The sequence below is a fragment of the Nocardioides epinepheli genome, from assembly GCF_037936805.1.
In the GTDB taxonomy this organism is placed as follows: Bacteria; Actinomycetota; Actinomycetes; order Propionibacteriales; family Nocardioidaceae; genus Nocardioides.
The window spans coordinates 537,865-550,545 of record NZ_JBBMMC010000001.1 but is presented as its reverse complement, the minus strand read 5'-3'; the positions used below and the strand labels follow the sequence as shown (position 1 = coordinate 550,545).

Genomic DNA, 12,681 nt, shown 5'->3' with positions numbered 1-12,681 from the left:
GGCCGTGGGCGACGTCTGGCGACAGTGCCGGTCGGCGTCTCGTCGCCGGCGTTGGCCGCCGCCCATTGGGGGGCGACCACATCCGCGCAGACGGGCAGCCGGCTGCGCGGATGTGGTCGATGCACCCGATCCGCGGCGGGCGTCACAGCAGGGGCGACAGCATCCCGATCGCGTTGTCGATCAGCCGGCGGTGCCAGGGCCACCTCGCCGCCTCATCGGAAGGGACCCGCTTCGAGACCGAGAGGTAGCTCTCCTGCCTGCGCAGGACGGCCGCGGTGACCGCCGGGTCGGCGAGGAGCAGGTTGTTCTCGAAGTTCAGCTGGAGGCTGCGCCGGTCCATGTTCGCCGAGCCGACCAGGGCGAGTTCGCCGTCGGCGGTGATCGACTTGGTGTGGAGCAGGCCGAGCGGGTACTCGTAGACCTCGACCCCGGCAGCCAGGAGGGCTCCGTAGGTACTGCGGCAGGTCGCGCCAACCAGGGTGGAGTTGTTGCGCGCCGGGAACACGATGCGGGTCCGCACGCCGCGCAGCGGCGCGGCGCACACCGCGCGAAGAAGCGCCTCGTCGGGGACGAAGTACGGCGTGGTGATGGTCAGGTCCCGCTGCGCGGCATAGATCGTGGTGACGAAGAGGTCCGACATCGGGTTGCCGGGATCGGTCGGTCCCGTGCCCGACATCAATGCCGTCCCGCCGGACACGTGCCGCGTCGGCGCGGGCTCCTCGGTGACGAGCGCGCCGACGTCCTCACCGCTCTCGGCGATCCACGTCGCGAGGAAGATGTACTGCTCCTGGCGCACCACCGGCCCCTCGAGTCGCAGCAGGATGTCGATCCACGGCGCGTACTTCGCCTCGACCCGGAACTCCGGGTCGGCGCAGTTCTGGCTGCCGCAGTAGCCGATGGTGTTGTCGATGACCGCGATCTTGCGGTGATTGCGCAGGTCGGGGCGTCCGATCGGGAAGATGCCGAGGCGCGGGATGTCGTTCAAGGTGGCCACCGTCTTCACCCCGGCATCACGCAGCTGCGTCCAGCGCGGCGACTTCACGAAGGCGCGCGAGCCGAGGGCATCGACCATCACGCGACAGGTGACGCCGCGGCGGGCCGCCTCGCACACGGCGTCCGTGACCCGGCCGCCGTTGTGGTCGTCGAGCCAGATGTAGAAGCCGAGATGCACCGTGTGCTGGGCGCGCCCGATGTCGGCGATGAGGGTGTCGATGGCGATATTGGAATCGGTCATCGGCTCGGTGGCCGGGAGATCGGGATCGCCGAGGACCGTCATCCGGTTGCCGGTGACGGGGTGGAAGCCGTTGATCGAACCCGCGACGCCGAACGACGAGGCCGCCCACGCCGGGACCGCGGCGACCGCCGCGGGCTCGGCCTGCGAGGGGGGCGGCATCGAGTCGAGCGCCTGCCTGAGACGACGGACCCGGTCGTGCCCGATGCTGGTCTCGCCGAGGAACAGGTAGCCGATCACCCCGATCGCCGGGAGCGCCATGATCACCGCGACCCACGCCACGCGGGAGGCCGGGGTGCGATTCGGCCGGGTGATCGCCCGCGCTGCTACCGCCAGATGGATGACGAAGCCGGCGCCGACGAGCAGCGTGGTGATCCCCATGGGCGCTGAACATATCGACTCATGCCGTGGTCCTCTAGGCTGCGGCCGATGGGACATCTGCTGAGCTACCTGATCCCGATGGCGCTGGCATCCGGCGTCAGTCCGATGATGTTCAGCGAGCAGATGCTCGTGCTCAGCGGGTCCGGAGGCCGCTGGGCCGCGCTGCGCTACCTCGCCGGCACGGCCACCATCGTGCTCGTGGTGGTGGGCCTCGTGCTCACCATCGGCCGGACGGTGTCCCTGCCGAGCGCGCCCCGCCTGAGCGCCGGCCTCGACCTCACCCTGGGCGCCTTGCTGGTGGTGATCGCGCTTCTGGTCCGCGTGCGCGGCGATCGACGACCCCGGCACCCCAAGGCCGCGGGCCAGTCACACCACCGCCACCACGCCGCCTACGCCTTCGGGCTCTTCTCCATGGCGACCAACTTCACGACCCTCCCGCTGGTGGTGGCGGCGTCCAAGAACGTCGCCAGCAGCGGCGTCGGCCCCGCCGGCATCGCAGTCGGGGTGGTGGTCATGGTCGTCGGGGCGTGCCTTCCGGCCTGGCTCCCGCTGCTGATCGACCGGCTCCCCGGAGCACGCAGGGCGGTCGAGGACCTCTCACACTTCGTCGACACCCACGGCCGCACGCTCCTGGTGCTGGCGCTGGCCGGGATCGGGCTGTTCCTGATCGTCAAGGGGATCGTCGAGAGCCCGTGGTGACGCGCGGCCCGACGGCGTCACCTTCGTCTACTTGTTCGCCTTGCGGGCCCGGCTCGCGAGCTTGGCGCGCTCGTTCGCGTCGAGGTTGACCTTGCGGATGCGGACGTGGTCGGGGGTCACCTCGACGCACTCGTCCTCGCGGCAGAACTCCAGGCACTGCTCGAGCGAGAGCCGGCGCGGCGGGATCAGCTTCTCGAAGTTGTCGGAGGTGGCCGAGCGGATGTTGGTCTGCTGCTTCTCCTTGGTGATGTTCACATCCATGTCGTCGGCGCGGGAGTTCTCGCCGACGATCATGCCTTCGTAGACCTCGGTGGTCGGCTCCACGAAGAGGACGCCACGCTCCTGCAGCGACGTCATCGCGTACGCCGACGCCGCACCGGCGCGGTCGGCGACCAGGGAGCCGGAGTTCCGCGAGCGGATCTCCCCGGCCCACGGCTCGTAGCCCTCGGAGATGTGGTGGGCGATGCCCGTGCCGCGGGTGTCGGTGAGGAACTCGGTGCGGAAGCCGATGAGCCCGCGAGCCGGCACCAGGAACTCCATCCGGACCCAGCCGGTGCCGTGGTTGGTCATCTGCTCCATCCGGCCCTTGCGGGTGGCGAGGAGCTCGGTGATGGTGCCGAGGTACTCCTCGGGGGCGTCGATCGTCAGGCGCTCGACCGGCTCGTGGACCTTGCCGTCGATCTCCTTGGTGACCACCTGCGGCTTGCCGACGGTCAGCTCGAAGCCCTCGCGGCGCATCTGCTCGACGAGGATCGCCAGTGCCAGCTCGCCGCGACCCTGCACCTCCCACGCGTCGGGCCGGTCGGTGGGGAGGACCCGCAGCGACACGTTGCCGACCAGCTCGGAGTCGAGCCGGTCCTTGACCAGTCGCGCGGTGACCTTGGCGCCCTTGACCCGGCCCACCAGCGGCGAGGTGTTGGTGCCGATGGTCATCGAGATGGCCGGCTCGTCGACGTGGATGAGCGGCAGCGCGATCGGGTTCTCGAGGTCGGCGAGGGTCTCGCCGATCGTGATCTCGGGGATGCCGGCGACGGCGACGATGTCGCCGGGCCCCGCCGACTCGCCCGGCTTGCGCTCCAGGCCCTCGGTGACGAGAAGCTCGGTGATCTTCACCGGCTTCTGGCTCCCGTCGCGACGCATCCAGGCGACCTGCTGGCCCTTGCGCAGGGTGCCCTGGCGGATCCGCAGCAGCGCGAGACGCCCGAGGAAGGGCGAGGAGTCGAGGTTGGTGACGTGGGCCTGGAGGGGCGCGCCCTCGTCGTACGTCGGCGCCGGGATGGTGTCGAGGATGGTCTGGAAGAGCGGCTCGAGATTGTCGCCGTCGGGCATCGCGCCGTCGGCGGGCTGCTCGGTGGAGGCGATCCCGGCCTTGCCGGAGGCGTAGACGACCGGGAAGTCGAGGGCGTCCTGGCTGTGGGAGTCGTCGAGCAGGTCCATGAACAGCTCGTAGGTCTCGTCGACCACCTCGCTGATCCGCGCGTCGGCGCGGTCGGTCTTGTTGACCACCAAGATCACCGGCATGTCGGCGTTGAGCGCCTTGCGCAGCACGAACCGGGTCTGGGGCAGGGGGCCCTCGGAGGCGTCGACGAGCAGCACGATGCCGTCGACCATCGACAGGCCGCGCTCGACCTCGCCGCCGAAATCGGCGTGCCCGGGGGTATCGATGATGTTGATGACCATCGGCTCGCCGCCGGCGGCCGGGCCCTCGTAGTGCACCGCGGTGTTCTTCGCGAGGATCGTGATCCCCTTCTCGCGCTCGAGGTCGCCGGAGTCCATGACCCGCTCGGCCACCGACTCGGCCTGGTGGGCGGTGAACGCGCCGGCCTGACGGAGCATGGCGTCGACGAGCGTGGTCTTGCCGTGGTCGACGTGCGCCACGATGGCGACATTGCGGAGGTCGGAGCGAGTGCGGGTCCGGTCGGACATGACGAAGCCTTGGTCTGTGCGAGGAACGGCGAGGTCGAGGAGACGTCGCGGGCGCGAATGCGCCGATCCAGTCTAGTAACGGCACCGGCTCAGGCCCGCATCGGCGAGGATTCCGGGCGGCTGCGAGAACGGGGGTCGGCATCGAAAAGCAACCTCTGCCGCCAACCTTGCGTCCTACGGACATGAACACCACTCGACGGCGCTTGGGCGCCCTCCTCGCTCCCTTGTTCGCACTCTGCCTGCTGGCCTCCGGCGCGGGCACCTCGGCGCTCGCCGCCGATCCCGACCCCGCAGCGGCCCGCACGGTGACCAAGGCCGACTTCCCGACCGTCAAGCAGATCGCGAAGATCTATCCCTTCCTTCGCGGGGGCAGCCCGGAGATCAGCCGGGCCGTCGCCCTGGAGACCTATGGGAGCGACTGCGTCAACTTCGCCCGGGCCTACCGCGCCAGCTCGGTGAAGTACCTCACCTACCTGCAGCGCGACGGCGGCCTCCCCTTCTTCGACGGCCGCGAGGACCCGACGTTCTTCGTCTACGAGTTCGCCACGCGTGCCAAGGCCAAGAAGGGCTTCGCGAGGCTCACCAGCTATGCCGAGCGCTGCGTCGGCACTCACACCGAGGACGACCTGACCCGGACGATGCGTCCGGTGAAGGTGCCGAAGCTCGGCGACGCCCAGGTCGGCTTCCGCACCACCTCCACCTACGTCGGTAGCAGCCCAGCGCAGGAAGTCGAGGCCTACGTGCTGAAGGGCAAGCGCATCGAGCGCTCCTGGATCCAGCGCGACACCAAGCGGATCGACAGCTCGCACGTCGTGCAGATGGCCCGCGCCCTGGCCAGGACCGCGCGCTGACCTGCCCTGTCCCGCTCGAGTCGAAGGCCGCGGATGGATCGCCCCATCCGCGGCCTTCTACGGGCCGGACGACGTCAGGCCAGCGCGCGATCGAGCGCGGCTGTGACGTGCAGCGTGGTGGAGGGGAAGAGCGGCAGCTCGGAGTCGGCCTGGTGCACGAGCAGCTCGAGCTCGGTGCAGCCGAGGACGACGCCGCCGGCGCCGGCGTCCCAGAGCTGGTCGATCAACCCGACGACCGTGCGCCGCGAGGTGTCCAGCACCTCCCCGTGCACCAGCTCGTCGTAGATGATCCGGTTCAGCTCGGCGTGGTCGGCCTTGTCGGGCACGCGCACGGTGAGGCCGTGCGAGGCGAGCCGGTCGACGAAGAAGTCGTGCGACATCGCGAACTCGGTGCCGAGGAAGCCGACCGAGTCGATCCCCTGCGCCTTGCACGCCTGCGCCACGACGTCGGCGAGGTGCAGGACCGGGATCGACACCGCGTCGGCCACCTGGTCGGCAACCTGGTGGAACGTCGTGGTGCACAGCACGACGAAGTCGGCGCCGGCCGCCTCGACCGAGCGCGCGGCGTCGGAGAGCAGGGCCGCCACGTCGTCCCACCTCTCCTGCTCCTGCAAGGCGGTGAGCTCGGCGAAGTCGAGCGAGGCGAGGACGACCTTCGCCGAGGCGAGGCCCCCGACACGCTCCTGCACGCCGGTGTTGAGCATCTCGTAGTACGCGGCGCTGGACTCCCAGCTCATCCCGCCGATCAGTCCGATGGTCTGCACGCGCCCAGTGTGCCATTGGCGCCGTCCGGGGGTTGAGCAAGTGAGCGCCGACGAAACCCCGGGCCCCTCCGCCGGAGGTTGAGCAAGCGAGCGCCAGCGAGCGCCGACGAAACCCCGGTGACCGTCCGGGCCAGGGTCTCCGAGGTCGGTTGCGAGGTTTCGTCTGCGCTGTCGGGTTCGTTCCTCGCCCGCCAGCTTGCTCATCCTCAGGGTCGGGTGGTGCGGGCCGGAGGTCTCGGCGGCGCCGGTCGGGCTTGCTCGACCTCCGGTGCGGGGGAGCCGGCTCAGTCCCCGGCCGAGCTCCGGTCGACCTTGAACTGGCTGGCCTGGGCGCGGGGCCGGATGACGAGCTCGTCGATGTTCACGTGGCGGGGGCGGGTGACCATCCAGGTGATCGCGTCGGCGACGTCCTCGGCGACCAGCGGCTCGGCCACCCCGGCATAGACGGCGGCGGCGCGCTCGGCGTCGCCGTCGAATCGGACCATGGCGAACTCGTCGGTGCGGACCATGCCGGGCGCGATCTCGGTGACCCGCACCGGCTGGTCGAAGAGCTCGAGGCGGAGGGTCTCGGTGACGACCTGGGTGCCGTGCTTGGCGGCCGTGTAGCCGCCCCCTCCCTCGTAGGCGATCCGACCGGCGGTCGAGCCGACATTGCAGATGATGCCGGCGCCGTCCTCGGCGGCCAGGAGCGCGGGCAGCAGGGCGCGGGTCACCTGGACCAGCCCGATCACGTTGACGTCGTACATCCGCCGCCACTCCTCGACGTCGGACTCGACGACCGGCTCGGCGCCGAACGCGCCGCCGGCGTTGTTGACCAGGACGTCGAGCCGCGGCCCGACGGTCTCGGCGAGAGCTGCGACCGAGGCGGCGTCGGTGACATCGCAGGTCACGGCCGTGCCGCCGATCTCCGCGGCGAGCGCCGCGACCCGGTCGGTGCGTCGCGCGGCGCAGAACACGTGGAAGCCCTCGGCGGCCAGCGCCCGGGCGGTGGCGGCACCGATGCCGCTGCTGGCGCCGGTCACGACGGCGGTGCGGCTGGTTGGAGCGGTCATGGCACGATCATGCCGCGAGCGGGCGCGCAGTGTCGGGGGTGGATCCATGGAACGGACGCCGGGAATTCCGGACGCCGGGGATGCGTTGGGAAGCAACGTGTCGGAGGTGAGACGGGTGGCGATGGTGTGCCTGCACACCTCCCCGCTCGACCAGCCCGGCACCGGCGATGCCGGCGGGATGAACGTCTACGTCGTCGAGCTCGCCAAGCGGCTGGCGGCACGCGGCGTCGAGGTCGACATCTTCACCCGCGCCACGAGCTCCGCGCTCGACCCGGTCGTGTCGTTCGGCGACGGCGTCCTGGTCCGCCACATCGCCGCCGGTCCCTTCGAGGGCCTCACCAAGCACGAGCTCCCGGGCCAGCTGTGCGTCTTCGCGCGCGAGGTGCTGCGTACCGAGGCCGCGCATCCGGTGGGTCACTACGACGTCGTCCACTCCCACTACTGGCTCTCGGGCCAGGTCGGGGCCTTGGCGCGGGACCGCTGGGGGGTGCCGCTGATCCACAGCATGCACACGATGGCGAAGGTGAAGAACGGCGCGCTCGCCGACGGCGACACCCCCGAGCCGATGGCGCGGGTGATCGGTGAGGAGCAGGTGGTCGAGGCAGCCGACGTGCTGGTCGCCAACACCGACCTCGAGGCCACCCAGCTCATCGATCTGTACGACGCCGACCCGGCCCGCGTCGAGATCGTGCATCCCGGCGTCGACCTCGACGTCTTCGGACCAGCCCCCGTCGCCGAGGTGCGCGACCGACTCGGCCTCGATCCGGGGTCGCTGGTGCTGCTCTTCGCCGGGCGGATCCAGCCGCTCAAGGCCCCTGACGTCCTGCTGAAGGCCGTCGCGGAGCTGCTCGCGCGCGATCCGAGCCTGCGGGAACGGCTGGTCGTCCCCATCGTGGGTGGCCCGTCGGGCACCGGGCTGGAGCGCCCCTCCGCGCTCGCCGCGCTGGCCGCCGAGCTGGGCATCGACGACGTCGTCCGGTTCGTCCCGCCGGTCACCCAGGCCGAGCTCGCCCAGTGGTATGCCGCGGCGACGCTGGTCGCGGTGCCGTCGTACAACGAGTCGTTCGGGTTGGTCGCGGTCGAGGCGCAGGCCTGCGGGACGCCGGTCGTGGCGGCTGCGGTCGGCGGCCTCACCACGGTCGTGCGCGACGACGTCAGCGGGATCCTCGTCGACTCCCACGACCCGGCCGCGTGGGCCGACGCGCTCGGCAGGATCGTCGACGACCCGGCGCTCCGCGACAGGTTGGCGCAGGGCGCGCTGGCCCAGGCCCAGGACTTCTCGTGGGAGGCCACCGCCGACCACATGCTCGAGGTCTACCGCAAGGCGAGGCACCACATGCGAGAGTCGGTGGCATGACTCCCACGCCGGCCGAGGTGGTCCGCGCCTATCTGAGCGCCAGCGAGCTGGACTTCGAGGAGTCCGGCAGTGAGGGCGCGGAGTCCTACTCGTTCGCCCTGCCGGGGGAGCGCAAGCTCCAGACGCCGGTGCGGATCGACGTCGGCAAGCATGCGGTCGGCCTCCACGCCTTCGTGTGCCGTGCCCCCGACGAGAACCACGAGCGGGTCTACCGCTGGCTCCTGGAACGCAACCTGCGCACCTACGGCGTCTCCTTCGCGGTGGATCGCCTCGGCGACATCTACCTCGACGGCCGACTGCCCCTCGCCGCCGTCACGCCCGAGGAGCTCGACCGGCTGCTCGGGGCGCTGCTCACGACCGCCGACGAGTCGTTCAACACCATCCTCGAGCTCGGCTTCGCCTCCTCGATCCGCAAGGAGTGGGAGTGGCGCCGCCTGCGCGGGGAGTCGCTGCGCAACCTCGAGGCCTTCCGCGGCTGGCTCGAGGCCGAATCCGATCCGAAATGACGCTGACCCGTCAGCTATAGCGGACGGGTCAGCGCAACTGGCCGGTGACCCGTCAGCTATAGCGGACGGGTCAGCGCAAATGGGTGGCGCGCCCGGGTCAGGCGGTGGCGATCCGGCCGGAGGAGGTGGCTGAGTCCGCGCCCGGGAGGAACGACTCGGCGGGGACGGGGCGGCCGAGGTGGTAGCCCTGGCCGAGGGCGCAGCCCATCGACTTCAGGTGGGCGGCCTCGAGGGCGGTCTCGATGCCCTCGGCGACGACGGTGAACCCGAGGGTGTCGACCAGGCCGAGGACGGCGCGGGTGAGGTGGAACTCCTCGGCGTCGGTCGCGACGCCCGAGATGAGCGAGCGGTCGACCTTGACGGTGTCGATCGGCATCCGGTTCAGGTGCGCGATCGAGGAGTAGCCGGTCCCGAAGTCGTCGACGCCGAGGCCGACGCCCAGCTCGCGGAGCTTCAGCAGCGTGTCGTGGACGGCGGGCTCGTCGGCGAGCAGCGCGGTCTCGGTGATCTCGAGCAGCAGGTTGCCGGCCGGGACGCCGGTGCGGAGGAGGGCCGCCTCGACGTGGTCGATGTAGGACGGTTCCCGCAGCTCGATGGGGGAGACGTTGACGTGCATCCGGAAGCCGGGTCGCAGCCTGCGCAGCCAGACCGCCGTCTGCTCGAGCGCGCGGTCGAGCACGAGCCGGCCGAGCGGGACGATCAGGCCGGTGCGCTCGGCCGCCTCGACGGTGAGCATCGGTGAGATCGGGCCTCGCTGGGGGTGGGTCCACCGCAGCAGTGCCTCGGCCGCGACCACGCCGCCGTCGCGCAGATCGTGCACCGGCTGGTAGTGCAGCTGGAGCTGCTCGGGGTCGCCGGCGAGGGCGACGGCGAGGTCGCGGACCCGGCTCAGCTCCTCGTTGACGTTGTAGCTCGACTCTCCGGCGTGCCAGCGGGTCGCGCCGGGTGCCTCACGACCAGCGGCGACGACGGCGGAGCGGACGTCGCGGATGACCGACCAGATCCGGTCGTCGACGTCGCACTCGGCAGCGCCGACGGTGAGGACCGGCCAGACCTGGTCGCCGGGAAGGTCGACGAGCCCGCGGACGTCGGCGAGCAGGTTCTCGACCTGGGCACGGGCGACCCCGCGGCTGGCGACGACGGCGGCGAGGAAGCCGCCCAGGGGAGAGGAGCGCAGGAGGCGGACCTTGATGTCCTCGTGCTCGACGGCGCGGCGCGTGACCTCGGTGGTGACCACCTCGAGGGCCTGGGCGCCATGGACGTCGGTGATCTCGGCGGCGTTGGACACCGAGGCGGCGAGCAGGACGAGCGTGTGCCGGTGGTCGCTGTGGCCTGAGCGCAGCTCGGCGATCGTGGAGACCAGCGAGGTGGTCGCCGGGAGGGTCGCGCCGTGCTGGTCGAGGCCGAGGCTCGTCGTCTGGGGCATGGGCCTCACGCGTCGCTTCCGACGAGTTCTAGGGCGTCGGGTGCCTCCACGTGACCGACGGCCCACGGCACACCGGTGTCGCGGATGACGCCGACCAGCACGTGCGCGGCCACGTGCTGGCCGAGGAAGGCGGCGGTCCCGAGCTGTTCGGCCGCGGTGATCTCCTCCTGGCTGGCGTCGTCGCCGATCACGACGACCGGCGTACGACGCAGCACCAGGTGGCTGCGCACCGTCCGCAGCACGTCGAGCCCGCTGCCGCCCGGAAGATGCAGGTCGGTGACCACCACCGCGGGAAGCGGGTGGGCCTCGCGGTCCTCGTAGGGCGGATGTCCGAGCACGTAGGCGCTGGCGTCCCCGGCGTCAGCGACCGCGACCACGGGGTTCGTGAGCCGCCCGAGGGCGAGCGCGTCACGGGTCGCGCGCAGCCGGTCGTCGTCGTGCCCGACGACGAGGACGGGGGGATGCATCGGACCTCCTGGGCACACGTCGTGCACGGGTTCGTGCGGGGGGAGGCGACGTGACCAGTAGCGAGTCTGACCGAGATCAGGGGTGCTCGGGAAGGTTTCCCACAAATTTGGGTAGTGATCTAGACCGCGTGACGGGTGCGAAGCGTGATGTCTTACGTGACGACGTCAGGCGCTCGACGCTCCGTGAACGGCTCAGGCGAGCCCGACCACGCGGGCGTACATGTCGCTGAGGGGCAGCCCGACGAACAGCCCGAGCGCCGCTCCTGCGAGCATGAACGGCCCGTGGGGGACCGCGACCCGGCGACCGATCCGGCCGGTGACCCGCAGCGGCATCAGGATCACCGCACCGAGCACGAAGCCGGCGAAGAGGCCGATCAGCGCGGCCGGCCAGCCGACGAGACCGAGGACCAGGCCGAGCACCGGCGCGAGTGCGACGTCGCCCAGACCCATCGCCCGGCCGCCCGAGCCGTAGTGGAGCAGCGCGTACAGACCGCCCCAGCTGGCCACGGAGACGGCGACGGCGCGCCAGTCGATCTCGCTGCCGGTGGCGGCGCCGGCCACCACGACCAGCACGACCAGGATCGTGGTGACCCGGGTGATGGCGAACGGCAGCCGCTGGTGCTCGATGTCGATGAGGGCCAGGCCGATGCCGGCGCCGACCACGACGAGGGAGGCGAGCAGCAGGACCGGGTCGGTGAAGCGCCAGGCGGTCAGCGCGAACGCGACGCCGGTGGCCGCCTCGACGACGGGGTAGCGGGCCGGGATCGGCATCTTGCAGTCGCGGCACTTGCCGCGCAGCAGCAGCCAGGAGATCACCGGGATGTTGTCGCGGCCGCGGATCTCGTGCTGGCAACCGGGGCACGCCGACGGCGGCCGCACGACCGAGAGCCCGGCTGGCACGCGGTGGACGACCACGTTGAGGAACGAGCCGATCAGCAGCCCGAAGACTCCGGCTAGGGCGATGACGACGCCGTGGGGGACGACCAGGTCGCTCACGACGCGAGACCTGCCAGGGCGGCGTCGAACCGGTCGCGCTCGTGCGGCTCGAGGACGTCGCGGACGACGTCGCTGGCGGTACGTGCCGGGATCTCGCTCGGCGCCAGGTGGGCGACGACGTCGCAGCGCAGACCGACGGAGACCTCCATCGCGTCGCCGCCGTGCTCGGCGGAGCCGACCAGGACGGTCTCGAGGGCGCGGACGACGTTGTCGGGCAGGACGTCGGCGGAGACGTCGGCGCGCGGCTCGACCGCGCCGCCGACCGGCACGGCGCCGGAGAGGTGGGCCACATCGGCGAAGACGGTGCTCAGCTCGACCGAGGGGTCGATCATGGCGGTGGCCGCCGCACGGGCGCTGGCGATGACGGCGGCGGGCTCGGCGTCCAGGCTCGCGACGGCGGCGGCGAGCTCCTCGGCGCGGCCGGGCAGCAACGGCGCCAGGATGCGCAGGTCGGCGGCCCACTGGGCCACGGCGGCCTCGCGCAGCCGGCCCAGGCCGGCCAGCGAGCGGGAGAGATCGGTGTAGGCCAGCGAGACGCCGTCGGCGACCGGCGTCGGCACGACGGGTGCCACCGGTGCGACCGGCGCGGCGGGCTCAGCGGCCTGGGTCGGCTGGGCGACGAGCGGCTCGACTGCGGGCATCGTGGCGGTCGTGGTCGACAGGCTCGGGAGATCCGGCAGGTCGGACGGCGTGGGGGCGGCCGGCGCGGCGGGCGTGGCGGCGGCGGCCGGGGCGGCGGGGCCGCGACCGTTGGCGACGTCGAGCGCCTCGGTCAGGGTCTCGACCTGCAGGCGGAGGAGGCGGACCTCGTCGTCTCCGCCGGTCAGCGGCGCGCCGGAGGCGGCGCCCGCCGACCCGGCCGCACTCGGCTCGCTGGAGCGGTCCTCGCGGGACGAGCGGATGCTGCGCTTGCCGGTGGCCGCCTGCGGCTTCGGCCCCTCGGCCGCCTGGCGGCGCCGGAGCACGAGAAGCCCGGCGAGCGCGATCAGGAGGACCGGTGCGAGGAGCATGAGCAGGGGAGGCAT

General features: G+C 71.7%; 12 protein-coding genes. 4 read left to right on the top strand and 8 right to left on the bottom strand.

The features are described from left to right. Positions 1-142: 142 nt before the first annotated feature. Positions 143-1,612, bottom strand: coding sequence for a cardiolipin synthase (gene cls / locus WMR31_RS02610; RefSeq protein ID WP_340537209.1), 1,470 nt, complete (start codon positions 1,610-1,612; stop codon positions 143-145). Between the two features lie 48 nt (positions 1,613-1,660). Between cls and WMR31_RS02605 the strand changes: the two genes are divergently transcribed. Then, entirely contained in the window at positions 1,661-2,311 is a 651-nt protein-coding gene (locus WMR31_RS02605; protein ID WP_340537208.1) for a GAP family protein, read from the top strand. 27 nt (positions 2,312-2,338) lie between these two features. On the opposite strand, the gene typA is transcribed toward WMR31_RS02605, so the two are convergent. Further along, a complete protein-coding gene (typA, locus tag WMR31_RS02600) occupies positions 2,339-4,237 on the bottom strand; it encodes a translational GTPase TypA (RefSeq protein ID WP_340537207.1) in 1,899 nt (632 codons plus the stop codon). Positions 4,238-4,419: 182 nt separating this feature from the next. Between typA and WMR31_RS02595 the strand changes: the two genes are divergently transcribed. Then, positions 4,420-5,088: a hypothetical protein gene (locus WMR31_RS02595; protein WP_340537206.1), complete on the top strand. Its 669-nt coding sequence runs from the start codon at positions 4,420-4,422 to the stop codon at positions 5,086-5,088. Positions 5,089-5,162: 74 nt separating this feature from the next. On the opposite strand, the gene WMR31_RS02590 is transcribed toward WMR31_RS02595, so the two are convergent. Next, the gene (locus tag WMR31_RS02590; protein WP_340537205.1) at positions 5,163-5,852 is read right to left on the bottom strand and encodes an aspartate/glutamate racemase family protein; all 690 of its coding nucleotides are present in this window, start codon (positions 5,850-5,852) and stop codon (positions 5,163-5,165) included. A gap of 284 nt (positions 5,853-6,136) precedes the next feature. Next, the gene (locus WMR31_RS02585) at positions 6,137-6,904 is read right to left on the bottom strand and encodes an SDR family NAD(P)-dependent oxidoreductase (protein WP_340537204.1); all 768 of its coding nucleotides are present in this window, start codon (positions 6,902-6,904) and stop codon (positions 6,137-6,139) included. 106 nt (positions 6,905-7,010) lie between these two features. On the opposite strand from WMR31_RS02585, the gene mshA reads away from it, so the two are divergent. Both mshA and WMR31_RS02575 read left to right on the top strand, forming a co-directional pair. Then, complete coding sequence (gene mshA / locus WMR31_RS02580; protein WP_445321588.1) at positions 7,011-8,261, top strand: D-inositol-3-phosphate glycosyltransferase; 1,251 nt, start codon at positions 7,011-7,013, stop codon at positions 8,259-8,261. Next, entirely contained in the window at positions 8,258-8,767 is a 510-nt protein-coding gene (locus WMR31_RS02575) for a type III secretion system chaperone family protein (RefSeq protein ID WP_340537203.1), read from the top strand. The genes mshA and WMR31_RS02575 overlap by 4 nt, the downstream gene beginning before the upstream one ends. Positions 8,768-8,864: 97 nt before the next feature. Here the strand turns inward: WMR31_RS02575 and WMR31_RS02570 are convergent, their stop codons facing one another. The 4 genes from WMR31_RS02570 to WMR31_RS02555 form a co-directional block, all read right to left on the bottom strand. Then, positions 8,865-10,193, bottom strand: coding sequence for an EAL domain-containing protein (locus WMR31_RS02570; RefSeq protein WP_340537202.1), 1,329 nt, complete (start codon positions 10,191-10,193; stop codon positions 8,865-8,867). Between the two features lie 5 nt (positions 10,194-10,198). After that, a complete protein-coding gene (locus WMR31_RS02565; RefSeq protein WP_340537201.1) occupies positions 10,199-10,660 on the bottom strand; it encodes a response regulator in 462 nt (153 codons plus the stop codon). Between the two features lie 192 nt (positions 10,661-10,852). Then, positions 10,853-11,656: a prepilin peptidase gene (locus WMR31_RS02560; protein ID WP_340537200.1), complete on the bottom strand. Its 804-nt coding sequence runs from the start codon at positions 11,654-11,656 to the stop codon at positions 10,853-10,855. After that, complete coding sequence (locus tag WMR31_RS02555) at positions 11,653-12,681, bottom strand: hypothetical protein (protein WP_340537199.1); 1,029 nt, start codon at positions 12,679-12,681, stop codon at positions 11,653-11,655. The genes WMR31_RS02560 and WMR31_RS02555 overlap by 4 nt, the downstream gene beginning before the upstream one ends.